The sequence below is a fragment of the Zobellia russellii genome (assembly GCF_044597075.1).
GTDB classification, from domain to species: Bacteria; Bacteroidota; Bacteroidia; order Flavobacteriales; family Flavobacteriaceae; genus Zobellia; species Zobellia russellii.
Genome location: NZ_CP139000.1, coordinates 747,779 through 774,450 on the forward strand (window position 1 = coordinate 747,779; position 26,672 = coordinate 774,450).

Annotated in this window: 21 protein-coding genes; 13 read left to right on the forward strand and 8 right to left on the reverse strand. The window is 39.7% G+C overall.

Translation table 11 applies throughout. The features are described 5' to 3' along the window. Positions 1 to 191 precede the first annotated feature (191 nt). Together SJY45_RS03085 and SJY45_RS03090 are read left to right on the forward strand one after the other, a co-directional pair. Positions 192 to 2,600 carry a TonB-dependent receptor domain-containing protein gene (locus SJY45_RS03085; protein ID WP_400073222.1) on the forward strand — a complete coding sequence of 803 codons (2,409 nt, stop codon included), beginning with the start codon at positions 192 to 194 and terminating at the stop codon, positions 2,598 to 2,600. Positions 2,601 to 2,604: 4 nt separating this feature from the next. Continuing rightward, complete coding sequence (locus SJY45_RS03090; protein WP_400073223.1) at positions 2,605 to 3,450, forward strand: DUF4249 domain-containing protein; 846 nt, start codon at positions 2,605 to 2,607, stop codon at positions 3,448 to 3,450. A 186-nt stretch (positions 3,451 to 3,636) separates the two neighbouring features. Here the strand turns inward: SJY45_RS03090 and SJY45_RS03095 are convergent, their stop codons facing one another. Further along, positions 3,637 to 4,443, reverse strand: coding sequence for a DUF1853 family protein (locus SJY45_RS03095; protein WP_400073224.1), 807 nt, complete (start codon positions 4,441 to 4,443; stop codon positions 3,637 to 3,639). A gap of 151 nt (positions 4,444 to 4,594) precedes the next feature. On the opposite strand from SJY45_RS03095, the gene SJY45_RS03100 reads away from it, so the two are divergent. From SJY45_RS03100 to SJY45_RS03110, 3 genes are all read left to right on the forward strand, one after another. Next, a complete protein-coding gene (locus tag SJY45_RS03100) occupies positions 4,595 to 5,992 on the forward strand; it encodes a Gfo/Idh/MocA family protein (RefSeq protein WP_400073225.1) in 1,398 nt (465 codons plus the stop codon). Positions 5,993 to 6,111: 119 nt separating this feature from the next. Continuing rightward, entirely contained in the window at positions 6,112 to 7,269 is a 1,158-nt protein-coding gene (locus tag SJY45_RS03105) for a VWA domain-containing protein (RefSeq protein ID WP_215911940.1), read from the forward strand. Between the two features lie 63 nt (positions 7,270 to 7,332). Then, the gene (locus SJY45_RS03110) at positions 7,333 to 8,802 is read left to right on the forward strand and encodes an AAA family ATPase (protein ID WP_400073226.1); all 1,470 of its coding nucleotides are present in this window, start codon (positions 7,333 to 7,335) and stop codon (positions 8,800 to 8,802) included. A gap of 74 nt (positions 8,803 to 8,876) precedes the next feature. Here the strand turns inward: SJY45_RS03110 and SJY45_RS03115 are convergent, their stop codons facing one another. Continuing rightward, entirely contained in the window at positions 8,877 to 10,241 is a 1,365-nt protein-coding gene (locus SJY45_RS03115; protein WP_215911942.1) for a hypothetical protein, read from the reverse strand. A 314-nt stretch (positions 10,242 to 10,555) separates the two neighbouring features. On the opposite strand from SJY45_RS03115, the gene SJY45_RS03120 reads away from it, so the two are divergent. From SJY45_RS03120 to SJY45_RS03135, 4 genes are all read left to right on the forward strand, one after another. Further along, positions 10,556 to 12,874 (forward strand): chondroitinase-B domain-containing protein, encoded by a 2,319-nt coding sequence (locus SJY45_RS03120; protein WP_215911943.1) that lies wholly within the window; start codon positions 10,556 to 10,558, stop codon positions 12,872 to 12,874. Positions 12,875 to 12,906: 32 nt separating this feature from the next. Next, positions 12,907 to 13,965: a polysaccharide lyase family 7 protein gene (locus SJY45_RS03125; RefSeq protein ID WP_400073227.1), complete on the forward strand. Its 1,059-nt coding sequence runs from the start codon at positions 12,907 to 12,909 to the stop codon at positions 13,963 to 13,965. 73 nt (positions 13,966 to 14,038) lie between these two features. After that, entirely contained in the window at positions 14,039 to 15,160 is a 1,122-nt protein-coding gene (locus SJY45_RS03130; RefSeq protein WP_400073228.1) for a polysaccharide lyase family 7 protein, read from the forward strand. Positions 15,161 to 15,171: 11 nt separating this feature from the next. Further along, positions 15,172 to 15,942, forward strand: a complete 771-nt coding sequence (locus SJY45_RS03135; protein ID WP_400073229.1) for an SDR family NAD(P)-dependent oxidoreductase — start codon at positions 15,172 to 15,174, stop codon at positions 15,940 to 15,942. A gap of 113 nt (positions 15,943 to 16,055) precedes the next feature. Here the strand turns inward: SJY45_RS03135 and SJY45_RS03140 are convergent, their stop codons facing one another. Both SJY45_RS03140 and SJY45_RS03145 read right to left on the reverse strand, forming a co-directional pair. Further along, a complete protein-coding gene (locus SJY45_RS03140) occupies positions 16,056 to 17,549 on the reverse strand; it encodes an ATP-binding protein (RefSeq protein ID WP_400073230.1) in 1,494 nt (497 codons plus the stop codon). Beyond that, the gene (locus SJY45_RS03145; RefSeq protein WP_289042167.1) at positions 17,546 to 18,244 is read right to left on the reverse strand and encodes a response regulator transcription factor; all 699 of its coding nucleotides are present in this window, start codon (positions 18,242 to 18,244) and stop codon (positions 17,546 to 17,548) included. The genes SJY45_RS03140 and SJY45_RS03145 overlap by 4 nt, the downstream gene beginning before the upstream one ends. A gap of 238 nt (positions 18,245 to 18,482) precedes the next feature. Here SJY45_RS03145 and SJY45_RS03150 point away from each other — a divergent pair, with 238 nt between their 5' ends. Then, positions 18,483 to 20,846: a T9SS type A sorting domain-containing protein gene (locus SJY45_RS03150; RefSeq protein WP_400073231.1), complete on the forward strand. Its 2,364-nt coding sequence runs from the start codon at positions 18,483 to 18,485 to the stop codon at positions 20,844 to 20,846. Between the two features lie 103 nt (positions 20,847 to 20,949). On the opposite strand, the gene SJY45_RS03155 is transcribed toward SJY45_RS03150, so the two are convergent. Then, positions 20,950 to 21,432: a hypothetical protein gene (locus SJY45_RS03155; protein WP_215911950.1), complete on the reverse strand. Its 483-nt coding sequence runs from the start codon at positions 21,430 to 21,432 to the stop codon at positions 20,950 to 20,952. Positions 21,433 to 21,633: 201 nt separating this feature from the next. Next, complete coding sequence (locus SJY45_RS03160) at positions 21,634 to 22,071, reverse strand: hypothetical protein (RefSeq protein ID WP_215911951.1); 438 nt, start codon at positions 22,069 to 22,071, stop codon at positions 21,634 to 21,636. A 74-nt stretch (positions 22,072 to 22,145) separates the two neighbouring features. Between SJY45_RS03160 and SJY45_RS03165 the strand changes: the two genes are divergently transcribed. From SJY45_RS03165 to SJY45_RS03175, 3 genes are all read left to right on the forward strand, one after another. Beyond that, positions 22,146 to 22,943 (forward strand): tRNA pseudouridine synthase A, encoded by a 798-nt coding sequence (locus tag SJY45_RS03165; RefSeq protein WP_400073232.1) that lies wholly within the window; start codon positions 22,146 to 22,148, stop codon positions 22,941 to 22,943. Positions 22,944 to 22,983: 40 nt separating this feature from the next. Then, positions 22,984 to 24,075, forward strand: a complete 1,092-nt coding sequence (corA, locus tag SJY45_RS03170) for a magnesium/cobalt transporter CorA (RefSeq protein ID WP_215440245.1) — start codon at positions 22,984 to 22,986, stop codon at positions 24,073 to 24,075. A 74-nt stretch (positions 24,076 to 24,149) separates the two neighbouring features. Next, the gene (locus SJY45_RS03175) at positions 24,150 to 24,947 is read left to right on the forward strand and encodes an alpha/beta hydrolase (RefSeq protein ID WP_400073233.1); all 798 of its coding nucleotides are present in this window, start codon (positions 24,150 to 24,152) and stop codon (positions 24,945 to 24,947) included. 19 nt (positions 24,948 to 24,966) lie between these two features. On the opposite strand, the gene cysM is transcribed toward SJY45_RS03175, so the two are convergent. Further along, a complete protein-coding gene (cysM, locus tag SJY45_RS03180) occupies positions 24,967 to 25,851 on the reverse strand; it encodes a cysteine synthase CysM (RefSeq protein WP_400073234.1) in 885 nt (294 codons plus the stop codon). Next, positions 25,841 to 26,635, reverse strand: a complete 795-nt coding sequence (gene epsC / locus SJY45_RS03185; RefSeq protein WP_215440251.1) for a serine O-acetyltransferase EpsC — start codon at positions 26,633 to 26,635, stop codon at positions 25,841 to 25,843. The genes cysM and epsC overlap by 11 nt, the downstream gene beginning before the upstream one ends. Between the last annotated feature and the right edge of the window lie 37 nt (positions 26,636 to 26,672).

Genomic DNA, 26,672 nt, shown 5'->3' on the forward strand with positions numbered 1-26,672 from the left:
GCAAAAGTTGCAAGGGTTGCATTTGGTGAGAAATATTTAACACTAAGGTATAAATATACGGGTACTTATCCTTTAGCTATGTATTAGCTTCGCAACTTTAATCATTTTAAATAAAAATGAATAGGCATGCAACCTTCTTAAAAACCAGTTGTCCATAGAGGTGTTCATCAATCAAAACTAAAAAAAGTAAAATGACAAAAAAAGTAACGAATAGTTTATGGGCATTACGGCTAACGGCCGTTCTGAGCGTACTGCTATTATTGATAAGCGCACATGGTTTTGCGCAAGAGAGTTATACGGTAAGTGGTAAAATTAGTGATAAGGCAGATGGCGAAACCCTTTTTGGGGCTTCCGTATTTTTGGAGGGAACAACTATTGGGGTAGTCACCAATGAGTACGGGTTTTACTCCATTACCGCTCCAGAAGGAGAGTACCGCTTGCTTATTTCCTATATGGGGTATGCTGAAAAGTACCAAGAAGTAATCTTGGATAGAAACCAAAAGTTCAATTTTGAAATCTCGGAATTGTCTACTGAACTAGAGGAAGTTGTGGTTACGGCAGACGAACCTGAACGGGCAATTTTGCGTAAGCCGGAAATGAGCGTGGTTAAAATGAACATTGCCACCGTAAAACAAATGCCCGTAGTTTTAGGGGAAGTAGATATTTTAAAATCGCTACAGATGCTTCCTGGCGTGACCAATAATGGGGAGGGCACCGGTGGCTTTCACGTACGTGGGGGCGCAGGAGACCAAAACCTGGTGCTATTGGATGAGGCTATTATTTATAATACCTCACATATGTTCGGTTTTTTCTCAGTTTTTAATGCCGATGCTATTAAGGATGTAAAATTGTACAAAGGAGGTATTCCGGCCAGATACGGCGGAAGGGTTTCATCCGTATTGGATGTGCGCCAAAAAGATGGTAATAGTAAGCAGTTTGCAGCAACAGGAGGAATTGGAATAATTTCTAGCAGGTTGGCTCTAGAAGGCCCTCTGTTCAAAGAAAAAGGTTCCTTCTTAATAGCTGGGAGACGTTCATATGCGGACCTCTTGTTAAAGGCGGCCGGAGAAGATAATAGCGTTAGTTTTTACGATTTAAACTTAAAAACGAACTACAAAATCAATGCGAACAATAGGTTGTTTCTTTCGGGGTATTTTGGAAGGGATGCCTTTGAATTGGGTGAAAACTTCACAAGTAGCTATGGAAATTCAACAGGTAACTTACGTTGGAACCACATTTTTAATGCCAAGCTTTTCTCCAACCTATCTGCGGTGTACAGTAAATATGATTATGATTTGGGTATAACCACGGCAGAGTTTGACTGGGTTTCTTCAATCACAAATTATAACCTGAAGTATGATTTTAAATACTACTTCAGCGATAAGTTTAAGTTGGATTTTGGAGCAAGTGGCATATACTATGATTTTGATCCTGGTGAAATTAGGCCTACTTCAGAAACATCTGCCGTAAACCCTCTTAAACTTGATCAAAAAAGAGCTTTGGAAAGTGGGGTATACGTAAATGCCGAACATAAATTAACGGATAAATTAACGGCACAATACGGATTGCGTTATAGTGCATTCTCAAGATTAGGTGGTCAACCTATGGTTGATTATGCCAATGATCAACCGGTGGTCTACAATTCTGAATTGGGTATCTATCAACGTGGTACGCCTATAGGGGAGACCAATTATGAAAAAGGAGATGCCATAGAAAAATTTGGCAATTTAGAACCAAGGGCTTCGCTAGCGTATATATTAAACGAAAACTCTTCATTAAAAGTCGGCTTTTCCAGAGTGGCGCAATACATTCATTTATTGTCCAATACATCTTCTGCAACGCCATTGGACGTGTGGACGCCAAGCGGACAGTTCATAAAACCGCAATTGTCCAATCAATATGCATTGGGGTATTTTAGAAACTTCAAGGATAAAGCCTATTCTATGGAGGCAGAAGTGTATTTTAAAAATACCGATAACAGAATCGATTATATTGACGGATCGGATTTAATAGGTCAAAACACTATTGAAACCGAAATTTTAACGGGTGAATCAAGAGCGTATGGTCTGGAGTTGTTACTTCGTAAAAACGAGGGTGATTTTACTGGATGGATTGCCTATACATTATCAAAATCCGAACAACGTACTCCAGGAGGTATAGCTGGCGGGTTAGGCATTAATAATGGCGAATGGTACAATACCCCATACGATAGAACACATGATATTTCTATTTCAGGATCATATAAGTTGAATGAAAAATTAAGTTTTGGTGCCAATCTTGTTTTTCAAACTGGTAGACCGGTAACTTACCCAAACGGGCAGTATGAGTACGAAGGGATTTCTGTGGCCAGTTATGCCGATAGAAATTCTGATCGCTTACCCGCTTACCATCGCTTAGATTTATCAGTGAACTATAAACCGAATAGAAAACCACAAAATAGACTTAAGGGAGAGTGGGTGTTAGGTATTTACAATGCATATAATCGTAAAAATGCAGCTTCTATTTCCTTTGGTCAAAACTTGGAGACCGGTGCAAACGAAGCTACCAGAACCGCTATTTTTGGAATTGTTCCTTCCTTAACTTATAACTTTAAATTTTAAAAAAATGCGTAATTACATAAAAATAACAGCACTCTCTTTGATGGGGTTACTAGCATCCTGTACGGATGTTGTTGATGTAGAAGTTCAGCAAGGCCCGACCCGTTTGGTGATTCAAGCATCGCTAGATTGGGAGAAAGGTACTACGGGAAACGAACAGCTGGTGAAGCTGAGCACCTCAACCGAATTTTTTGATACAACCAACAACACTGCCGTTACGGGAGCATCGGTTTCGGTTACTAACGATACCAGTGGAGCGGAATTTATTTTTACCGATCAGAATAATGGAGAATATACTACCACTGAGTTTGTGCCTGTTTTAAATCAGTCATACACCTTAAATGTTGTTCATGACGGAGAAACCTATACGGCACAGGAAACATTGATACCCGTAACGGATATTACAGATTTGTACCAAGATAGGGAAGATGGTTTTGACGATGAAGAATTGGAGTTACATGTTGAGTTTACGGACCCAGCCAATGAAGAGAATTACTATTTCTTTAAATTTCAAAGAGAAGGGGACCTACTACCTGAGTTTGAGGTAGGGGACGATGAATTCGTTAACGGAAATGAAATTGATTGGTGGTATGAACTGGAAGAAGATGAGGATACCGATAAAATTGATGTTTTAAAGCCTGGAGATGTGGTGGCCATAGAAATGTACGGTATTTCTGAAGCGTATTATGATTACATGGATATTTTAATTGATCAAATAGGTGGGGTTGATATTTTTTCGGCTACGCCTGTAGCGGTAAAAGGTAACTGCATCAACTTAACAAATCCCGATAATTACGCCCATGGCTATTTTAGGCTAACGGAAGTAAACAGAACAAGCTATACGTTTGAGTAAATTAAGTATGGAGTATTTAGTAGTTAGTATTGAGTTTTTGGCTTAAAAGTGAATGTTGTGGGGTCTTCTGTAGGTAGTGTAAGATTCATTTCAAGATAAATAATTGCTGCAAACTTGTTTGCTTAAATTCAATATCATTAAATTCTACTAACTACTAACTACTAACTACTAACTACTAACTACTAACTACCACCACACCACGAAAAATTTTTCAAATTCAGTATTTGTTTTTTTCATCCAGAGCATGGGGGCATTTTGGTTCAGGGTGCGCAGGTTTACGTCCATCAAAGTTTCAAAATGAGATGAATATCTTACATTTTTGTGTGGAGTAACGACCCATTCGGATTTGCTGGGTATATAGTATTTGTACTTTTTATAATCACCATTTTCAAAGTCCTCAAACCTTAACCAATAGCCGTAGATACAATCTCTATTTAGAGGAGTAATGTCTACATGGGCATTGGTATGGGGCATAAAGAGTTGGGCTTTGTAACACGCTTGGTGCGTTATATCGTCATGGTTAATTTGGTTTTCGGATAACGTTCTAATTCCATTGGTAGAGTGCAAAAGAGGAAACTGTTTGTCCCTGATTTTTTCCATTTTGGTAAAGAACATATCCCTACGGTTGGGGCCTATTAACCGGTGTATGGGTTCCGATATACTTGGGTCAATGATATAGAATTTATAAGTCAATTCAATATGTAGGAGTCTTTCCGTTTCTTTATGCCTTAGTATAAAATCAATTTCACCAATGGTACGGTTTTCCTCTTTTACAGCTTTGTTATGAAGAACAAGGTCATATGTGTTATTTCTGACGAGCAATTGAGTGAAAACATGCTCCATTTGGTGACCCAAACGTAATTTTTTTGAAATGGGTTTTGGCAGAAAACGTTTCATATGAAGCTCAGGAAAAACAAACTGTTCTATACCAAATTGTTCACCTGTCCACAGTGGTGGTGTTTTTAAAAAGCCAAGACATTGTTCTTTTATCATCTTACACGAAGGTATGATCTCTTTGTGGGCTGTCAAAAAAATAATGCATCATTGTAAGACTTTGTTAATAGCGGAGGCGTGCGTGTTTAAGTTCCCTAAAACTTCTTTATATTGTAGTTTCATTCAACAACAACTCACAAAACAAACACAAATGAATTCCAACAGAAGAAACTTCCTAAAAAAAACGTCATTGGTAGGAGCTGGTATTGCCCTAACGCCAAATATTTCAAAAGCTAATTTTTTAGGAACGGAACGGCCTTTTTCTGCGCAATATATGGGAGGTTTTAAGGCTCCTAAATTGGATCAGGTACGTTTTGCGTTTATTGGTGTAGGGGCAAGAGGTTCAGGTCATGTGGCACAAATTGCCGCGATTGAAGGCACTGAAGTGGTTGCCATTTCAGATCTTTATGAAGATTGGGCCAAAAAATCTGCAGATGTCTGCAAAGAGGCAGGAAAGGGACAGCGACACAAAAAAGTAAAACTGTATACCAATGGTGAGAACGATTGGAAAAAAATGCTAGAAGAACAAAAACCGGACGCAGTTATTATAGCAACACCATGGGGTTTGCATGCGCCAATGGCCATTGCAGCCATGAATGCCGGTAGCCATGCCTTTGTAGAAGTCCCATTGGCCTTGACTTTAAAAGAAATGTGGGATATAGTTGACACTTCCGAAAAGACAAAGAAACATTGTATGATGATGGAGAATGTTAACTACGGTAGAGATGAGCTGTTGTATTTAAATATGTGTCGCGAAGGGGCTATAGGCGAACTTTTACACGGAGAGGCAGCTTATATTCACGAGTTACGTTTTCAAATGAACGAGGTAGACCGTGGTACGGGTTCTTGGAGAACACCACATTATGCACACAGAAACGGAAACCTTTACCCAACGCATGGTTTAGGGCCTGTGGCGCAATACATGAATATTGGGCGGACTGATGATAACTTTAAATTCATCAATGCTTTTTCATCGCCTGCCAAAGGAAGGCAATTATATGCGGAAAAGAACTTTCCTGCAGACCACAAATGGAATAAATTGGACTATAAGGGCGGTGATATCAATACGTCCATTATAAAAACAGATTTAGGTAGAACGATTATGGTGCAGTGGGATGAAACCAGCCCACGACCATACACCCGCCATAACATGATTCAAGGAACAAAAGGTACTTTGGCAGGTTTCCCAACCCGTGTGGCCTTGGAAGGTGGGGTTGAAAGTGCTACGGAAGACCACCATCATTGGGCACAAGGTGATGCCTTGGCAAAAATCTATGAAAAATATGAACATCCTTTGTACAAGCGAGTAGGTGATCTCGCCACTAAAATGGGCGGTCACGGCGGAATGGACTTTATGATGTTGTTTCGTATTGTAGAGTGTTTAAGAAATGGAGAGCCTTTAGACCAGAATGTGTACGAGGGTTGCTTATGGAGTGCGGTTTCTCCTTTAAGCGAGACTTCCGTTGCTGCAAATGGCGCACCACAGGAATTCCCGGATTTCACTCGCGGTGCTTGGAAGACTACGGCACCATTAGGAATCATCAGTTAAAAAGACCATTTCTTTACAAAATAGCAAAACAGCAATGCTTTGTGAAAGGCAATAGCCTATAACCGTTAACATTTCCTAAAAAGGGAGGTGTTGACGGTTTTATTAACTAATTTTATAGTATGGCTATGAACACAAGAAAAGGGTTTCGGTTTTCAACCTATGAAGCACCGGAACAAACTCCTTTTGAAAAACTTTTTGATATTTTTCAGGAACTCATTACCCATACATCGGGAGATTTTGATGAGGCCATTGATTGGTTGCGTGAACTGGATAAGGAGTATGAGCTAACAGATGATGAATATACGATTGATGATTTCATAGAGGAGTTAAAAGCAAAAGGATACATTCAAGAAGAATTTGACGATGATGCTGCAGGTGGAGAAGGGGAAGAAGGCGATGAAAACGGCAGAAAGGGAAATATTTCCATTACCGCTAAAATGGAACGCTTGATTCGCCAACGTGCGCTAGACCAGATTTTCGGTAAAATTAAACGTAGCGGCTCAGGTAACCACAAAACCGGAAAATCCGGTCAAGGAGATGAGCATACGGGTGATTTAAGAGAATACCGTTATGGTGATGGTTTAGAACATATTTCAATGACGGAGAGCCTTAAAAATGCCCAGATCAACCATGGTATGGGTAGCTTCACTTTAAACGAAGATGATTTAGTAGTTGAGGATACGCAACACAAGGCACAGATGAGTACGGTGTTAATGATAGACATTAGTCATAGTATGATTTTGTACGGCGAGGACCGTATTACACCAGCTAAAAAAGTAGCGATGGCACTAGCGGAGCTCATTACTACACGCTATCCAAAAGACACCTTGGATATTCTGGTTTTTGGTAACGATGCTTGGCCCATACCTATAAAGGACCTTCCGTATCTGAAAGTTGGACCCTATCATACTAACACGGTAGCGGGACTTCAATTGGCAATGGATATGCTACGCAGGAAGCGTAATACCAATAAACAGATTTTTATGATTACGGACGGAAAGCCTAGTTGCTTGCGGCTACCTGATGGAACATATTATAAGAATAGCGTAGGTCTGGATGACTATATTGTTGAGAAGTGCTATAATATGGCACGCCAGGCTAGAAAATTACATATTCCTATTACCACGTTTATGATAGCCCAAGATGCTTATTTAATGCAGTTTATTCGCCACTTTACGGAAGCGAACAAAGGCAAGGCATTTTTTACCGGGTTAAAAGGTTTGGGTGAAATGATTTTTGAAGATTACGAAGCGAATAGAAAAAAACGATTGAAATAAGATAGACCAATTCCTCTTCATTTCAGACGGACTTGATTTTAAAAGAAAAAGAGATTGCTATATATGAAATTAGATAACAAGAAAATAAAAACACTTGGCGAGTTAAAAGAAGCTGGCTATAAAGTAAAAAGTGTTAAGGACGAATTACGTGACAATCTTATTCAAAGGATAAAAAAAGGAGAAGAAACTTTTCCTGGAGTTTGGGGATATGAAGATTCCGTTATTCCAGAGTTGGAGCGAGCTATTTTATCTAGGCATAATATTAACTTACTAGGTTTACGGGGACAAGCTAAAACACGTTTGGCTCACTTAATGGTCAATCTTTTGGACGAGTATATCCCTGTGGTAGAAGGTTCGGAAATTAACGATGATCCGCTTAAGCCCATGTCAAGATACGCCATGGAATTGATAAAGGAAAAAGGGAATGATACCCCAATTTCTTGGTTGCACAGAGATGCTCGTTTTGCTGAAAAACTAGCAACACCAGATGTTACCGTAGCCGATTTAATTGGCGATGTAGACCCCATTAAAGCGGCAAACCTGAAGTTATCCTATGCAGATGACAGGGTTATTCATTTTGGAATGATCCCACGGGCCAACAGATGTATTTTTGTAATTAATGAATTACCGGATTTACAAGCTAGAATTCAAGTTTCACTTTTTAATATATTGGAGGAAGGAGATATACAGATTCGTGGGTTTAAATTGAGGCTGCCGTTGGATATTCAATTTGTGTTTACGGCAAACCCTGAAGATTATACCAATAGAGGAAGTATCGTTACCCCACTTAAGGATAGGATTGGCTCACAAATATTAACGCACTATCCGGATGATATTGAAACCGCTAGAAAAATTACTGAACAGGAGGCGAAATTAGATTCGCGCCAAACGGATTCAATTTATGTGCCGGACTTGGCCAAGGATCTTTTAGAGCAAATTATTTTTGAAGCAAGGGATAGCGAGTACGTAGATGCAAAAAGCGGTGTCAGTGCAAGAACAAGTATAACCGCGTTTGAAAATCTTTTGAGTACAGCGGAAAGAAGGGCCTTAGTAACTGATGCCGATAAAACCATGGTACGTTTGAGTGATTTTATGGGTATTATTCCGGCCATTACCGGTAAGATTGAATTGGTTTATGAGGGGGAGCAAGAAGGTGCTGATGGCGTAGCCGAAATATTGATAGATGATGCGGTAAAAAGTTTGTTCCCTAAATATTTCCCGGCCATAAACAAGTTGGAAAGAAAGGATGCAAAAACTCCTTATGATGATTTGTTAAGTTGGTTTTTTCAAGGAGAAGGTTTTGAACTTCTAGATGAATTTACAGATGAAGAATATAAAAGAACCTTAGATAGTATTCCTGAACTTAGCCAGTTGATAAAAGAACATCAACCTGATTTTCCTAAAGAAGATATGTACTTTTTAAAGGAATTGGTTTTATGGGGGTTGGTATCACATAAGAAACTTAGCAAAAACAGATTTGCAGAAGGATACCAATTCAAGGACCTTTACGGAAGTTATATAGACGGGTTGTAGAAATTCACAATCCTAATAAAAGTAAAAAGCCCCTGCATATTTTAAAGGGGCTTTTTCATTGTCATAAAATGTAGTTACTCAATGACCCAAATATCATTGTAATGAGTTCTACTTGAATCTTCTTTGTTAATATTCAATCCTCCAGAAATAAGTATTTTATTCTCAAAAACTACAGAGGCATGTCCCATTCTTGGTTGGTATAAGTCATTGGTAGTTAACTTATTCCATTCGCTACCGTTTTCGGAATACCAAACGTCTGCAAATGTGGTAAGCTCTTGCTCGGTAGTTTCTTCATTCGTTACCGCTTGCCAACCTCCAATGACCCACATTTTGTGGTCATAGATTAATGAGGAATGATTGGCACGAATTTCAAATACAGATTCTGTAGTTACTTCTGTCCAGTTTACACCGTCTGTAGACGTGTAAATGTCATTGTAAAACAGTGGTGAAAAACCCTTTACGGCAGTTCCTCCCATAACATACATCTTACCATCAAACACTACGGTAGTATGGTCTGTACGTGGAGAAAATTGAGCACTTTCGGTAGCTTGATTCCAAGTAGCTCCATCTTCGGAATACCACACGTCGTTCATTTGCTCAGAACCTTTGTTACCGCCAATTACCCAAAGCTTATCATCATAAACAACTGTTGTATGTCCTTCTCTAGAACCGAATGCACCAACATTTTCGTTTCGCACCCAGTCTTTTCCGTTCGTAGAAGACCAAATATCACTAAAACCACCACCTATTATCCAAAATTTTTCTTTGAATACAATAGCAGTGTGATTGTTTTTGCTAAAAAAGTCAAAAGGATTTTCTACTTCTAACAGCCAATTTTCACCATCAATAGAGGACCACACATCCTTGAAGCCAGACGAGTCGTTTCCTCCACCGATCATCCAAAGTTTCCCATTAAATTCAGTAATGCTATGATTTCTTCTGGAACTAAACCCGGCATTAGCAGTCAAAGCCGATTCGGAAAAAGATAGACCTTTAGTACTAAAGCTAAAAGTTTGTGCGCTTTCCGTTGCGCCTCCGTTAGTATCACTAGCAACAACTTTCCAGTAGTAAACCTTATTTTTTTCTAAACCTTCAACAATATTAAATTCTGGAGTTGTAAGGTTTTCTGCAAGAATACTTTGCGGTGTTTCTTCTTCGTCTAAAAGAAGAGTATATGTAATATCATCTCCATCAGAATCAATAGCTGCTGACCAAGATAGTGTAGGGTTTAGGCCAACATCGGCCGTGCCATCTTCTAACATGGTTAGACTAAAAGAATCCGGAGCGGCATTTTCAGGTTGTTGTTCTTCTTCCTTTGGCTGTTCTTCCTCTGATTGTTCTGTTTCCTTTTCGGGGATTTCTAATGGTAAATCGTCATCGGAACAGGCATTAAGGGCGACTAAGGAGATGCCGATTAAAAAGAAATTTTTAAAAGTCATAATAGGGGTTTTTAAGTTCAACAACATAACTGTGGTGGTATAGTAATATTGCAGTGGTTCAATGCGATTAGACCAAGTGTTCATTATTCTAGATTTAGGTCGTGTTTACAATCCAGAAGAAAATTTTAGCAAGTTAAAGTCTGTGATATTTCTATTTAATAAAGGCGATAGTCTGTAAATAATTTGTTTGGTATGATTAAATGATTATATTTGGTAAACCAGTTTGGTAAACCAATTGAAAATTGCAGCTTAACACTGTGCATTCTCAACAATGTAAAGTATCCAATTGAACTACATCTCAACACATCTGAATAATGAAAACTAACCTGATAATCATAAGTGCAGCGCTTTTATTTCTCTCTTTTTCACAACCCCCAAAACAAGAAGGGGCTTACGTAAAAGATATTATAGAACTCCATAAGGCAATAGGCAATGCAGGTCCTGGTGACGAAATTATCATGGCCAATGGAGATTGGAACAATGTTCAAATCCGTTTTGTGGGTTACGGAAAAGAAAATGCGCCAATTACCTTACGTGCCGAAACAGCAGGTAAAGTGGTTATTGGCGGAAAATCCGATTTAAAACTGGGCGGAGATTATCTCGTTGTTAGTGGTTTAAACTTTGTTAATGGTTCATCTCCTTCTGATGCGGTCATTGAATTTGCCATTAGTGAAGATACGGTGGCCAATCATTCTCGGGTTACAAATTCCGTGATTCTGGATTTTAATAAGTCCCAAAAAAACCAGACAGATCTCTGGGTTCTATTTAAAGGGAGACATAATGAGTTGGATCATTGTTATATAGCGGGTAAATCCAATAGAGGACCTACTGTACGGATTGATCTTGCAGGGAATAACAGTATAAAGAATTACCATAAGATACACCATAACTATTTTGGGCCTAGACCTCCTAAGGGTGGTCCTAGTGCAGAAACCATACAGCTTGGCAATAGTTTTACCTCCATGGCGCCTAGTTATACCCTTGTTGAAAACAATTTTTTTGATAAATGTAATGGTGAAGTAGAGATTATTTCCAGTAAATCAAATTTTAACGAGTTCAGGAATAATGTCTTCTATAAAAGTGAAGGCTCATTGGTAACGAGACACGGGAACTACTGTATTGTTGACGGCAACTACTTTATAGGTGATGCGGATTCTGAGCAAATTGGGGGCGTACGTTTAATTGGTACGGGACATTGGGTAACGAATAATTACTTCTACAACCTAAAAGGAAAAACATTTAGGAGTCCACTTGCTGTAATGAACGGTATTCCAAAATCACCACTTAACAGGTACATACAGGTAACCGATGTGGTAGTGGCCTATAATACTTGGGTAGATTGCGATTCACCATTACAGTTTGGGGTAGGTTCCAATATTGATCAGAAAGATATTTTGCCTGCTTCTGAAATAAGGTCCGAGAGGCCTATTAGGACCATTGTTGCCAATAACCTTATTTATAATAGCACGGGGGATGAACAGCCGGTCGTGGCCCATGACTCATTAGATGGAATAAATTTTAAAAGCAATCTTATAGATAATCAAGGGGTTTCGTTTAAGAAAATTCCTGGCATTAAAACTAAAGATTTTGCCGTTTCAGAATTAGAAAAAAACATATGGATTCCTAAAAGTGACTTAACCGATTCAGAACTTTATAATGGTTTTGAGTTCGATTTAATTAAGACCGACCTTTTTGGTAATTCTCGAAAGGAGGTAAACTCGGTAGGAGCCGTAGTTAAAGCACCTGCTGAAAAGCCAAATCTTATGGATGTATCTCAATATGGTCCAGATTGGTATCCAGCTAAATCTTCAAAAAAGGCTTCGCCTAAAACCTATTCAGTAAGTTCAACGGCCAAGTTGGTCAACGCCATTCAGAATGCGAAAAATGGAGACACCATAGTATTGACTTCCGCTAAGTACAAAGTGAAAACGTCTTTAAAGATTGATAAACTTCTCACGATAAAATCTACGGATGCCAATAAGAAAGCGACTATCCATTACGCGGGCGCACCGGAAACCCCGGCATTTGAGATGAATCCTAAAGGCGAATTGACTCTAAAAGGAGTGGTTCTAAAAGGAACAAAAACTCAATATGCTTTTGCCGGTTTAAAGAATAATATGTCCAGTTTGTACAACCTAACTATAGTTGATTCCGAAATATCTGATTTTGACTTTGTTTTAAAGGCTTACAAGCATTCTTTCTCGGAGTATATTCAACTGAAATCTACGGTTATCAAAAATTGTAATAACGGTTTGGAACTGTCCGAGGAAACAGATGATAAAGGTGAATACAGTGCAGAGAATATTGTTATTGCCAATTGCACGTTTAAAGGAGTGGATAAAAATGTAGTGGATTATTACAGAGGAGGATATGATGAATCTACTGTTGGGGGTAACCTTGTAGTCACCAATAACAGTTTTACTCAATGTGGAGCCAAAGAAGAAGATGGAATTTTATTGAATACTTACGGTATTATAAATGTGGAAATTTCAGGGAATACTTTTGCAGATAACCCGGTAAAGTTTGTTGCCCGCTTGTGGGGCGCCAAAAACAATACCCATTCCAACAACGATATTAAAAATTCAGGAGAGCTGATTGTAGAAGAAAACCTTCCGCTTAAACTCATGTATTAATTAATCTCAATTAGAAAAATATCAATTCATAAATGAAAAAATCAGTAATTACGGTAGTCATGGTTTTAGCGCTGATCGGGTGTAAAAACAACTCCAAGTCTACCTCTTCAAATAGTTTGGAGCCCACAGTTTCAACTGAAAATAAAATAAAATACCCGAGTGATGTAATACCGTTTATGGAAGAATGGAAAATTCTTTTAGGTGATGGCACTCGCTCCGAAGAACTTTTAAATTTTGAAAAAAAAGATTTTTTCTATGTTGAGAATGAAGGTGTAACGGATTGGGTAGTCTATAAAACCCCAAACTCTGGGGTAACTTCACGCACATCTAGCAATACACGAACTGAATTGGGACAAAAGAAACACTGGATTCCCGAGACAGGAGGTAAACTAACCGGAACGCTTAAAGTGCAACATGTTTCTACTTCAGGAGACGCTAGGGTTGCTGCGTCTTACTCCGTAGTAGTGGGGCAGATTCATAGTGATGAGGGTCATGAGAACGAGCCTATCAAAATCTTTTATAAGAAATTTCCGGGGCATACCAAGGGGTCCGTTTTTTGGAACTATGAAATAAACACCAAAGGAGATAATTCAAAACGATGGGATTATTCTACGGCAGTTTGGGGTAATGATATGTCCGTTGTTGGAGCTACGGCTACTTCATATCCAGAGGAGCCAAAAGACGGTATTGCACTGGGCGAAGAATTCAGTTATGAAATAAACGTCTACAAAGGTATAATGTACCTTACTTTTTCCAGTGATGGACATGAGACGGTAAAATTCACGAAAAACTTATTGGAATCCGATTTCACTAAAAAATCAGATATTCCCGAACAAATAAGAGCCTTGTACGCGTCTATTGGTAGGGACGGAGTAGAGCGCGAAAATGCTTATACCGGAGAAATACAGTATTTCAAACAAGGTGCTTACAACCAAACTAATGGTAAAAACCCTGAAGACAACATGGTTTGGAGTACCGGTTCGGAAACTTATGGAGGAGATATTGCCAAACAATATGAAAACGGCTGTTATGCAGAGGTTTGGTTCAAGGAAGCAACTGTGGGAGCAGGAACACCTTCCCAAAAAGAATAAACGATAGAGCGCCAAAGTAAATTTTAAAACTCAGCTTAGACCGAAAAATAGAAGTAAAATCAAATCACAAGAAATGAATACAAAAAAAACAGTCTCTCTAACAACGTTTTTAGTCTTTAGTTTTTTTCTAATACTTAGCAGTTGTAAAACCGAAACAAAAAAGAAGGACACTGCAGGTGCACCTGATACGGGTAAAAAGGAAGAAACAAAGACAGTTTACGCAAGTGATGTGATTCCATTTTTTGATGATTGGAAATTGATTTTGGGCAATGGTTCAAATGTGGGACATGCCAACAACTTTGAGAATAAGGATTTCTTCTTTACTACAAATGATGGCACCAATGAATGGGTGGTTTTTAAAACACCCAATGGGGGCAACACCCATGGAACTTCAAACAATACCAGAACGGAATTGGCGCAAGTAAAAAAGTGGTATCCTAAAACCGCAAATGATAAGTTGACGGCAACTTTAAAAGTAATGAATGTCTCCGCTACCGGTGATGCTAGAGTAGCGGCCACCCATGCTGTTGTGGTAGGTCAAATTCATAGTGCCGATGCACATGAAAACGAACCGCTCAAAATATTCTATAAGAAATTTCCGGGCCATACAAAAGGTTCTGTCTTTTGGCATTATGAAATAAATACGGCTGGAGATGATAATTCAACTAGGTGGGATTATTCAACTGCTGTTTGGGGCAATGATTTTTCCGTTGTGGGCACAAATGCAAGTACTTACCCTGAAGAACCTAAGGAGGGAATTGCTTTGGGAGAGGAGTTTAGCTATGAAGTTGAAGTTGTTAACGGTATCATGAACTTAACCTTTACAAGTAAGGGCCATGAAACCAAAACATTTACCAAAAATTTAATCGAATCCGAATATACAACCACTGCGGATATACCGGAGCAAACTCAAAAATTATTTGTGCCAATTGGCCAAGATGGGGTGGAACGTAAAGAAGCGTATACAGGCGAAGGTTGTTTCTTTAAACTAGGCGCTTACAATCAGACTAATGGAAAGTCTCCCGAGGTGAACAAAAACTGGTGTTCTGGAGCAGAAACTCATGGTGGTGATGTCCAAAAACAATATGCAGACGGTAACTATGCGGAGGTGTGGTTTAAAACTGCAAGCTTAACTGTAAGTGACAATGCTGTTTCTAATGAAGGCTACTTTGCCAAAAACGATAAAATCAAATAGTAAAAAATAGAATGGGGAAGAATACAAAATTAACCGGTAAGAATGTGCTGATAACCGCTGGTGCACAAGGAATAGGAGAATCCATAACCCAACACTTTATTGATAGTGGTGCCAATGTTGCCATTCATTATTTTTCTAGTGCGGATACTGCCAATCAGTTGGTTGAATACGCAACTGCGAAAGCCCAAAAAGCAGTGGCTATATCAGGAGATTTAACTAAGGAGGCCGATGCAAATACTCTTGTTGGAAAAACGGTAGAAGTACTTGGCGGTCTTGATATATTGGTCAATAATGCCGGCTCGCTTGTAGCACGTAAAATGCTTGGTGAAATGGAGGCCGAATTTTGGAACAAGGTAATGGATATTAACCTTACGTCTATGATGTTCGTAACGAGGGCTGCATCACCACATCTTGCAAAAAACGATAACAGTAGCATTGTTAATTTGGCTTCGCTCGCAGGACGAAAAGGAGGGCATCCGGGGTCATTGGTCTATTCAACAAGTAAGGGAGCAATTTTAACTTTTACCCGTGCACTATCTTCGGAATTAGGCCCACAAGGCATTCGGGTCAATGCCGTGGCTCCTGGGCTTATTTTAGGAACTTCCTTTCACAATACCCATACGACCAAAGAGTCGGCAGCAGAAACCGTTGCCGGTATTCCAATTCAACGCGCCGGTAATGCTGCTGATGTAGCACGGGCGGTTACCTACCTGGCATCTGAGTACGATGGTTTTATAACTGGGGCAACACTGGATATTAATGGAGGGGTATACAATATGTAGGTCCTATTAACTACGGAATATATATTCATGAAAATAATTTCTTGAGCATTTGGGATTTTTAACCACTTTGCTCAAGAAATTGCGATATAAATTTTTAGGTAATCGGTTAAGAGTTAAACCTGATAAGCAGGAAGGTTGAAGATAAAAGAACTTCCTTCTTTTGGTTTACTTAAAACGGTGATGGTAGTATCATGCAGATCCATGATTTTTTTAACGATTGCCAAACCAAGTCCATATCCTTGCTTTTTGGCGCTTTTGTCTACCTGTTTGTAACGGTCAAATATAAAAGGCTGCTCATTTACGGCAATTCCCGTACCAGTATCCGTAATATTTATCTCTACGTTTTTTCCTTTCTTTTGAAGTGATAAAGTTACTTTACCATTGGCTTCAGTATATTTTAAGGCATTTTCTATTAAGTTCTGAAGTGCCCTTTCTACAAGGCTTACATCGGCATAGACCATGCAATTTTCTTCCGGATTGTCTAGCTGAAGGTCTATCTGTTTCTTTTCGGCTAAAACCTTGAACTTGGCTATCAGGTCATGGGAAAGTTCCGTAATGGAGAAGGGTTCTTTAACGGGAGTAACTTGCTCGGCTTCTAATTTAGAATACTCAAAAAGTTGGTTGATTAAGTTGGACAATTTATCTACGTTGTCATGCGTAATCTGTAGGTATTCTTGTTTTTGTTCCTCGGTTAAGGTTTCGTTTTTAATCTGTAGGGTTTCAATATACCCCTTTAGAATTGCTAAAGGCGTTCTAAGATCATGGGAAACATTGGCAATCAACTCCCTGCGCAATAAATCAACGGACTGCATTTTATCCATATTCCCAACAATACTATCTGCCATTTCATTAAATGATTTTGCAAAGACTTCAATATCCGAATTTTCAGGATTGGCAATTCTTGCCTGTAGATCTCCGTCATGGAATTTCCTGACCGTCTTTGTAATCAGGCGTAAATTCTTAGTTAAGAACCAAATGGCCAAAAGACCAATTATGAGCGAAAAAAGCATGGTGAGCATGGTAGCGCCAATGCCTAATTTAGTAAAATATTGACTCAAAAGGTTGTCGCTAACTTCTTGGAATTTTTTCCCGGCAAGTACAATATAGATATAGCCGTTCCTACCGTCTACGGAGTAGGGAGCTACGGAGAATATTTTTTTCTCTCCAGAATTCCTCGGGTCATCACCAAGTACAAAACGCTCTCCATTATTTTTAATGAAAAACTCTATTGGGGCCAATGAAACACTCTTTATTGAACTTTTATCTCCATGATCCAAAACCACGGAATACAGAACTTCGCCGGTTTCATTTAACAGATAAACCTCAATACCTTGGTTTACGGCCATCATGTCATGCATTAAGTCACCAAAAAGAGGTTTGTTAACGCTGCCATCTTCAAGAAACGGGGACGCGTCCTGAAATTTTTCGGCAATTACATGGTGCGCAACATCTGCGTTAAGACGTTGTGTTGTTTCTTGGCTGTATTTATTGGCAAAGTAACCGGTAATGAATATGTAGGATGCCCCCATGAGTAATACAAGTAGGACAAAGGCCAACCAAAGTTTCTTGATCAGCTTGGGGGTCAAGGTTTTTTCTTTTTGGCTCATAATGAGATGTCTTCGTTAAATTTATAACCTACGCCCCAAGTCGTAAGAATATAGGTAGGATTTGCCATATCTGATTCGATTTTGGCACGTAAACGGTTAATGTGAGAATTCACCGTGTGTTCATAGCCCTCAAAGTTATAGCCCCAAATCATATTCAACAGTTCTGTCCTGGAATAGTTCCGTCCTGGGTTGGATGCCATAAGGACCAAAAGCTCAAATTCCTTGGGAGAGAGTTCAATTTTCTTGTCGTTCAACAGTACTTTTCTCTTATCGATATCTATAAAAAGGCCTTCGTACCCAATAGTTGCTGTATTCTCCTCTTTAACCTGTTGTGCATCTGTACGCCGCATAACCGCTTTAATTCGCGCTAGCAACTCTCGTATACTAAATGGCTTTGTAATATAGTCATCAGCACCTATCTCTAGACCAAGTACACGGTCTATTTCTTCGGACTTGGCAGTGAGCATAATAACCGGAGTATTTTTTTCTGCTCTTAGTTTTTTACAAATCTCAACACCGTCCATGCTCGGGAGCGTAAGGTCCAGAAGTATTAGGTCATAATCATGGTTTAGGGCCATTAATAATCCTTGGGCACCATCCATGGCCTTGGAAGTCTTATAAATGAGATCGGTAAGGTGTATCTCTAACAATTTGATGATTTCTGGATCATCTTCTATAATCAATATTTCTTTCATAATTCAGAGTACGAATGAAGTTAAAAAGTATCACACAGTTATCACAGGATGTTTAAAATAGATAAACGGTAAGGAAAAGTCCATAATCGTCTTTACAATCCTAGTATTATTGATAACCTGAAGGTTAAGTCGTAAAAGTTCACAAAAGTATCACGGAATTAGAGAAAAAGTTTAGCATTTTGTGATTTCTCACATCAATATAACAATTAGTTTGGATACGAATTAAAAACACGTAATTATGGAAAGAAAATTACTTTTTTGTTTGAATGCGAACAACAGACCACGGACATTGTCTTGGTCTGCACTTTTGCTAACGTTAGCAACTTTGTTGGTTGCACCTAATGTTTTAGCGAATGATATAGATACGGCATCTTATGGGGGAACAATTAGTGGAGGCCCGTTTGAATTCTGTGTAGGAGATGATTATCCGGACCATGTTTCTGGAGTTACGGTTAGCGAGAATAGTGGAGAAAATTCACAATGGGTAGTTACCGATGAAGCTGGGAAAATACTAGGACTTCCACCTAATCCCGAAGCTGTTAACTTTGATGGAGCTGGTGCCGGTACTTGTTTTATTTGGCATTTAAGTTATATGGATGGATTAAAAGGCCTGGAGGGCGGAATGAATGTTTCCGGTTTAGAGGGCGATTATGATTTTTCCAATTCTATAGCTGTGTACCGAAATCAACCGGATGCAGGCACCTTAACGGGCGGACCCTTTGAGTTCTATGTGGACGGTACCCCTGACATGGTCAGCGGAATAGCGGTCACGGGCAAGCGCTCGGGTAAGAACAGTACGTTCGTTATCACGGACGAGGAAGGCAAGATACTCGGCATCCCACCCTCATTGAAAGCAGTGGAAGGAGTGGATTTCGATGGAGCGGGAGCGGGTACCTGTTACATCTGGCACTTGCGTTACGAGGACGGACTGCAAGGTGCGGAAATGGGGCTCAACGCCAATGACCTTGTTGGGTGCTACGACCTATCCAATCCTATTGAAGTGGTGCGTAAGGAGAAAACGATGGTAGAAGCAGGGGAGCTTTCCGGGGGTCCTTTCTATTTCTGTGTAGACGGCACGGAGGACATGGTCTCAGGAATTACCTTGGGCGGCGATGCCATGGGAAGCAACAGTTCGTTCGTAATTACGGACGATACGGGCAAGATATTGGGACTTCCGCCAACACTGGAAGCTGTTGAAGGCGTAAACTTTAACGGTGCCGGGGCGGGTACCTGTTATATCTGGTACCTGAGATATGAGGACGTACTTGAAGGTGCCGAAATGGGGATGAACGCGCACGAGCTGAAAGGTAACTTTGACCTGTCCAACCCCATTAAAGTAGTACGCACGGAAACGGATGCAGGCACCTTAACGGGCGGACCCTTTGAGTTCTATGTGGACGGCACCCCTGACATGGTCAGCGGAATAGCGGTCACGGGCAAGCGCTCGGGCAAGAACAGTACGTTCGTTATCACGGACGAGGAAGGCAAGATACTCGGCATCCCACCCTCATTGAAAGCAGTGGAAGGAGTGGACTTCGATGGAGCGGGAGCGGGCACCTGTTACATCTGGCACTTGCGTTACGAGGACGGACTGCAAGGTGCGGAAATGGGGCTCAACGCCAATGACCTTGTTGGGTGCTACGACCTATCCAACCCTATTGAAGTGGTGCGTAAGGAGAAAACGATGGTAGAAGCAGGGGAGCTTTCCGGGGGTCCTTTCTATTTCTGTGTAGACGGCACGGAGGACATGGTCTCAGGAATTACCTTGGGCGGCGATGCCATGGGAAGCAACAGTTCGTTCGTAATTGCGGACGATACGGGCAAGATATTGGGACTTCCGCCAACACTGGAAGCAGTTGAAGGCGTAAACTTTGACGGTGCCGGGGCGGGTACCTGTTATATCTGGTACCTGAGATATGAGGACGGACTTGAAGGTGCCGAAATGGGGATGAACGCGCACGAGCTGAAAGGTAACTTTGACCTGTCCAACCCCATTAAAGTAGTACGCACGGAAACGGATGCAGGCACTTTAACTGGCGGACCTTTCGAGTTCTATGTGGACGGTACCCCTGACATGGTCAGCGGAATAGCGGTCACGGGCAAGCGCTCGGGCAAGAACAGTACGTTCGTTATCACGGACGAGGAAGGCAAGATACTCGGCATCCCTCCCTCATTGAAAGCCGTGGAAGGAGTGGATTTCGATGGAGCGGGAGCGGGTACCTGTTACATCTGGCACTTGCGTTACGAGGACGGACTGCAAGGTGCGGAAATGGGGCTCAACGCCAATGACCTTATTGGGTGCTACGACCTATCCAATCCTATTGAAGTGGTGCGTAAGGAAGCTCCAATAGTTGAAACAACATCAAAAGCATACCCTGTTCCGGCCTTAGATGTATTGAATGTTTCGTTACCGGATTTTACTTCTAGAAGCGTGGATGTTTCATTGTTCGATACGGCAGGAAACCCTGTTAAAAGAGGAGTAAGTCAAGTAGAGGATAAGAAAATAGCTTTTAATGTGCAATCGGTGCCGGGAGGTTTATACCTTCTACGAATTAGCCAGCCAAATGGTAAGACGTTTACAAAGAAGATTGTAATCAAATAACCATTATGATTGCCGTTAAATTTTGAACACTTTAGAACTGTTCGAAAAAAAGAAACCCCGTTGAAAAACGGGGTTTTGTGCTTCTATAAAAATAGTTTGGTCGTTATTCCCAAGAATCTATGTGTTGGTTCATGTCGTCAAAAACGTATGGCCCCACCATATCCCTACGGTATTTAATAGCAAGTAAGGTAAGACCTAATAATAGTACGTGTAATAGAAAAATCAATATTCCAACCGGAAAAAAACTTGCAGGAATAATATGGTTTTCAAAATCAGAATAACTGGTAAGAATATACAAAGATTCAAAAGTCTTAAAAACGTATACGGCAAAAACAACATACAAAATGTATTCTATATTTCTCATCTGAGGGTCGGTCAGCTCGTCTTCTTTAATTTTAAACCACAGCACGTACAAAAAAGTAATGTGGGATAACGTCAACAACGGAAAAATGTAGTTATTGGGTTTAAAGAGGTGAAAAGTGTTGGTGTATAGGCCGTAAAAACTAAATATAATCAAGACAGCTATAACGGCAATAGAAATGTGAATTGTTCTTTTCCAGGGGAATATTCTTAAAATGAACTTCATAAAAAGTTGTTTTCCAGAGGTTGGGGGTTAAAAATAGGAGACTAAAAAACGTCTTTTTTCCTACTTTATTCAAAAAAATCGTTAAAACGCAGCATGCTTTGTTCATCTCATTAAAAACAACAGTTTTCAATTAAGCATTAAGGAGTTAGAACCTGTAACTTACGAATGCTGTTCTAACGTAATTAACTCTTGCTTACAATATTATGAAATCCACCCTTTAGAAGCACTAGATTTTGCAAATAAATAAAGTGCGATACTTACAACAATAATCATTATTGGTAGGTATATGGCACTAGGCCCGTAAACTTCAAAAGTATTGCTCAAGAAAAACTGATACACATTTTGAGCCAGCACGCCAATTAACGAGAGTAGCAGAAAAGTTTTTGCCCATTTTTTTCGTAGCAATAGAGCTATACATCCTAGTGCACCCGCCCAAACGGCAATGGCATAAGCAGACGTAACCCATATGGGTCTTGACTCATAAAGTAGTCTTTGGTCTTGTGTTAGTTTTCCTAAGTCTTCTACACTCATAAATGCTTCCATTAAATAGGCGGAGACGCCCATTAGGTTCCACAAAAGAGCAATTACGCTGATTATCCAAAACCACGCCGGTGGTCTAATTTCTGTATTTAAAGTCATTTTTGTTGGTTTTAAAAGGTTGTTCATTACAAAATACAAAAAAAATAGTAGCTTGGTCTTAAAGAGAAAATTGCATGCAAGTTGCCCGTTATTGTTATTTGGTACGTCTACAATATTTAGGTTTCCGCTATAGCGGATGGCAAAAACAACCTGGTCAAAAAACAATAGAGGCCATGTTGACCAAAACCTTAAAGTTTGTATTACCTGCGCAAAAGTTTAAAATTTTAGGAGCTGGCCGTACGGATGCTAAAGTTTCGGCGCTGTCTATGGTCTTTGAGTTGTTCATAGAGGATGAGCCAATAGCTCATGAGGATGAGTTTTTGGAAATCTTTAATAGAAACCTACCACCGGACCTAAGGGTAATGACCATTACGGAAACGGAGAGCTCCTTTAATATAATTCAGGATGCCAAAGTAAAGGAGTATGTGTACCTTTTTTCCCATGGGGAAAAAAACCACCCTTTCTGCGCTCCATTTTTGGCTAATATCTTGGATAAGTTGGATATTGATATAATGAAAAAGGGCGCGAAATTATTTGAAGGAAGTCACAATTTTAAAGTGTATACGGCAAGACTTCAGGAAAACACAAAAACCGAACGTATCATAATTTCTTGTGAGTTAAAAGAGAATGAACTGTTACAAGCCAATTTTTTTCCTGCCCAGAGCTATGCACTGCATGTAAAAGGAAAAGGCTTTATGCGTTACCAAATCCGTATGATGATGGGGGCGCTAATTCAGTTAGGTAGAGGGGATTTATCCTTAGCGGATATAAAAGATTCGTTGCAACCGGATAGCGGAATAAAACTTACGTATGTAGCACCGGGTTCGGGGCTGCTTTTGCACGATTTGCAGTTTTCAAATCATAAAATCTAGTTGTACGCTTCTTAGTATATTTATAAAAATTAATCCGTTCATGGCGAAACGAAAAAGGTCAGGGAAAATACTTCCCAAGAAAACATCAAAATTTCAAAAGAAAATGGGCAAGGCTCCAGGAACTATTACCTATATGGGGCGTAGGGAAGGAGGAACCAGCGAAGTTAACATTTTGGAATACAATGAAAACGTATATAATGAACATATTCCCGGAGATATTGATGCCATTGTAGCACAGAAAGAATTACCGGAAATCTCATGGATAGATATTGTAGGTATTAGTGACGAAGCATTTATTGATAGGGTAGGTAAGCGTTTTGGGCTCAACCCCTTGGTTCTTGAGGATATTGTAAACACCCACCAGCGGCCCAAAATAGATGAATATGAAAATTACATCTTTGGGGTGTTCAAAATGCTGTATATCAATGACGAAAATCAAATTGTATATGAGCACGTTGCCATGGTGCTTTTAGACAATTGCGTTCTTGTTTTTCAAGAAATGCAGGACGATGTTTTTAAAGGAGTGCGCCAGCGTATTACCAATAAGTCCGGAAGAATTAGAACGCGAGGAGCAGATTACCTATTCTTTGCACTTTTGGATGCTATAGTAGATAACTATTTTGTGGTTTTGGAGCACATGAACCACAGAATAGAGAGTTTAGAAGAAATCGTATACGATAATCCCACACCTGAAATAGCTCACGAAATCCAACAAATAAAGAAAGAAGTGCTAAAAATAAGGCGATGGATCTTTCCTGTAAAAGAATTGGTCAGTAGGTTGATCGATACTGAAAATCCTTTGATTACTAAAGATACAAAAGTATTCTTAAGGGATGCTTTGGACCATTCCTTAGAAATAAACGAGAGCATTCAGATTTATCGTGAGATGTCTATGAGCCTTATGGAAATGTACATGAGCAACATGAGTAATAAAATGAACGAAGTTATGAAGGTACTTACCATTATGGCTTCAATCTTCATTCCATTAACGTTCATTGCCGGTATTTATGGGATGAACTTTGACCATATGCCAGAACTACACTATAAAAACGGATATTACTACGTTTGGGGAGTTATGATTGTCCTCTTTATTGGTATGATGGTTTATTTTAAAAGGAAAAATTGGTTGTGATAGCGTTAACCACATTCAATTGCATATTTGTATTTTTCCAGAAATAAAAGGTAGTTATAAAAATTCTGTAGTTCATGCGAAGATTAAAAAAATGGGGCATTATACTTGTAATCGTATACGTTTTAATAGCCTTTTTGGCGTACACTTATCAAGAACGATTGGTTTTCTTCCCTTCTAAAATGCCTCTTAATCATACCTACGATTTTTGTCAGGATTTTGAGGAATTCAATTTAACTACAGATGATGGTGCTAAACTGAATGCCGTTCATATTAAGCAAGATAGCAGTAAAGGTTTAATTCTTTACTTCCATGGAAACTCTGGAAATATATCGCATCTTATTCACGTAGCTAATCTCTTTTCGGCAAAGGGCTACGAATCCATTTTGGTTGATTACAGAACTTATGGTAAGAGCACGGGTAAGGTGAGTGAGGCGGCATTGTACACAGATGCTCAGTTATTCTATGACTATGCTAAACAACGGTACCAAGAAAAAGAGATTATACTGTACGGGCGCTCTTTTGGTACAGGAATAGCCACATGGTTGGCTTCTGAAAACGAACCCGAAAAACTAGTTTTGGAATCTCCCTTTTATAGTGCGGTGGCACTGGGTAAGCATCGCTTTCCGTTTTTACCCATAGATTGGTTGTCAAACTTCAGGTTTCCGTCCAATGAATATATAAAACAGGTAGAATGTCCCATTTATATTTTCCATGGAAAAGAAGATAACGTAATTCCTTATGAATCAGCGGAAAAACTCTTTGCCGCCATTCCTGGTAATAACAAAGAGCTTTTTAGTATATCAAATGCAGGACATAATTATCTACAGGACTTTAAAGTCTTTAAAGAAGGTATGAACAAGGTTTTGGATTAGTGTTCAATCCTGAATATCCTTAATCAAATAAGTCCGAAGAAAGGTAGCGGTCTCCCCGATCACAGACAATGGAAACTATGATGCCACTGTCAAGTGTTTCGGCCAATCTTAATGCTGCTGCTGCGGCACCGCCACTACTCATACCTGAAAATATACCTTCTTCCTTCGCAAGTCTTACGGCCATTTGTTTGGCTTCTTCCTGACTCACCTCAATGGTTTGGTCTACCTTTTTTGCATCAAAAATTTTTGGTAAATATTCTTTTGGCCATTTTCTAATGCCCGGTATACTAGAGTTATCCGTAGGTTGAACACCTACAATCTGAATATCCTTATTTTTTTCCTTCAAGAAAGTAGAAGTACCCATAATGGTTCCTGTAGTGCCCATAGCCGAAACAAAATGAGTGACTTTTGCATCCGTGTCTCTCCAAATTTCTGGACCGGTAGAATGGTAATGTGCCTTCCAGTTATCATTATTTGAAAACTGGTTGATCATTACATAACCTTCGTTCTTAACTTTGGCTTCGGCATAATCCCTAGCACCTTCAATACCAACATCGGCAGGGGTAAGGGTAACCTTTGCGCCATACGCCTTCATGGTTTGTACGCGCTCAATGGTACTTTTTTCCGGCATTACCAGTTCAATGTCCAGACCATAGATTCCTGCAATCATGGCAAGAGCAATGCCTGTATTACCACTGGTTGCTTCGATCAATTTGGAATTTTTATCGAAATCACCACGTTCCAGTCCGTTTTTTATCATGTTGTATGCAGCACGATCTTTAACGCTACCACCCGGGTTGTGCCCTTCCATTTTAAAATATAGCTTAACGTTGGGGTTCTTGTTCAATACTTTCGATTCTACCAATGGGGTATTACCGATAAGATCTAGAATACTATGAGACATGCGGAAGTGTTTTTATTTTTATTTCAGGTGTGTGAAAAACAGTTGAATTAGGAGGTACGGATGCTGTTAACCAAGCATTACCCCCAATAATGGAATTCTCACCAATGATAGTTTCGCCGCCCAATATGGTGGCGTTTGCGTAAATGGTAACGTTATTTTCAATGGTCGGGTGTCTTTTTGTGCTTTGTAAGTGTTTGGCAACATAAAGACCGCCCAAGGTAACTCCTTGGTATATTTTTACGTGGTCTTTGATTATAGCCGTTTCTCCAATTACTACACCCGTGCCATGATCAATATGAAACGAATTACCTATTTGCGCCCCAGGATTGATATCTACACCAGTTTGTCTATGTGCGTATTCCGTCATTAGTCTGGGAACCAAAGGAAAACCTTCGGAATATAGCTCATGTGCCAAACGATAGATGGCAATGGCATAAAAGCCCGGATACGCCATATATACTTCCTCAACGGATAATGAAGCGGGATCACAATTAACGGTAGCTTCGGCATCAAGGTTTAATCTTTGTAATATACTGGGCAACTTGGCTACATAGTTTTCCCAGACTTTTTTACAGGGTTTATTGGTATCCCAGCAAGCCAAATCAACAACATCATCAAACAGTAGTTCTAGTTTGTCCAGGTTTTTTTCCACGGGCGTATCAATGTCAAAGAGGGTGTAGAAGAGTAAATTGGTAAATTCCTCAACCTTTTCTTTAAGCTTGTACCTTAAATTGGGTTGTTTCTTGTGCTTGTTTATTTTATCAATGATAGAGGTATGGTCCATATGTTTTTGCTGAAAGGGCTAAATTACTCATAAATCT

Bases quoted from the DNA above. Each gene is read 5' to 3' on its own strand.
- SJY45_RS03110 (WP_400073226.1), top strand. From the start codon at position 7,333: ATGAAATTAGATAACAAGAAAATAAAAACACTTGGCGAGTTAAAAGAA.
- SJY45_RS03105 (WP_215911940.1), top strand. From the start codon at position 6,112: ATGGCTATGAACACAAGAAAAGGGTTTCGGTTTTCAACCTATGAAGCA.
- SJY45_RS03160 (WP_215911951.1), bottom strand. From the start codon at position 22,071: ATGACTTTAAATACAGAAATTAGACCACCGGCGTGGTTTTGGATAATC.
- epsC (WP_215440251.1), bottom strand. From the start codon at position 26,635: ATGGACCATACCTCTATCATTGATAAAATAAACAAGCACAAGAAACAA.
- SJY45_RS03095 (WP_400073224.1), bottom strand. From the start codon at position 4,443: ATGATAAAAGAACAATGTCTTGGCTTTTTAAAAACACCACCACTGTGG.
- SJY45_RS03150 (WP_400073231.1), top strand. From the start codon at position 18,483: ATGGAAAGAAAATTACTTTTTTGTTTGAATGCGAACAACAGACCACGG.
- SJY45_RS03085 (WP_400073222.1), top strand. From the start codon at position 192: ATGACAAAAAAAGTAACGAATAGTTTATGGGCATTACGGCTAACGGCC.
- SJY45_RS03125 (WP_400073227.1), top strand. From the start codon at position 12,907: ATGAAAAAATCAGTAATTACGGTAGTCATGGTTTTAGCGCTGATCGGG.
- cysM (WP_400073234.1), bottom strand. From the start codon at position 25,851: ATGTCTCATAGTATTCTAGATCTTATCGGTAATACCCCATTGGTAGAA.
- SJY45_RS03165 (WP_400073232.1), top strand. From the start codon at position 22,146: ATGCAAGTTGCCCGTTATTGTTATTTGGTACGTCTACAATATTTAGGT.
- SJY45_RS03175 (WP_400073233.1), top strand. From the start codon at position 24,150: ATGCGAAGATTAAAAAAATGGGGCATTATACTTGTAATCGTATACGTT.
- corA (WP_215440245.1), top strand. From the start codon at position 22,984: ATGGCGAAACGAAAAAGGTCAGGGAAAATACTTCCCAAGAAAACATCA.
- SJY45_RS03120 (WP_215911943.1), top strand. From the start codon at position 10,556: ATGAAAACTAACCTGATAATCATAAGTGCAGCGCTTTTATTTCTCTCT.
- SJY45_RS03155 (WP_215911950.1), bottom strand. From the start codon at position 21,432: ATGAAGTTCATTTTAAGAATATTCCCCTGGAAAAGAACAATTCACATT.
- SJY45_RS03145 (WP_289042167.1), bottom strand. From the start codon at position 18,244: ATGAAAGAAATATTGATTATAGAAGATGATCCAGAAATCATCAAATTG.
- SJY45_RS03130 (WP_400073228.1), top strand. From the start codon at position 14,039: ATGAATACAAAAAAAACAGTCTCTCTAACAACGTTTTTAGTCTTTAGT.
- SJY45_RS03090 (WP_400073223.1), top strand. From the start codon at position 2,605: ATGCGTAATTACATAAAAATAACAGCACTCTCTTTGATGGGGTTACTA.
- SJY45_RS03140 (WP_400073230.1), bottom strand. From the start codon at position 17,549: ATGAGCCAAAAAGAAAAAACCTTGACCCCCAAGCTGATCAAGAAACTT.
- SJY45_RS03115 (WP_215911942.1), bottom strand. From the start codon at position 10,241: ATGACTTTTAAAAATTTCTTTTTAATCGGCATCTCCTTAGTCGCCCTT.
- SJY45_RS03100 (WP_400073225.1), top strand. From the start codon at position 4,595: ATGAATTCCAACAGAAGAAACTTCCTAAAAAAAACGTCATTGGTAGGA.
- SJY45_RS03135 (WP_400073229.1), top strand. From the start codon at position 15,172: ATGGGGAAGAATACAAAATTAACCGGTAAGAATGTGCTGATAACCGCT.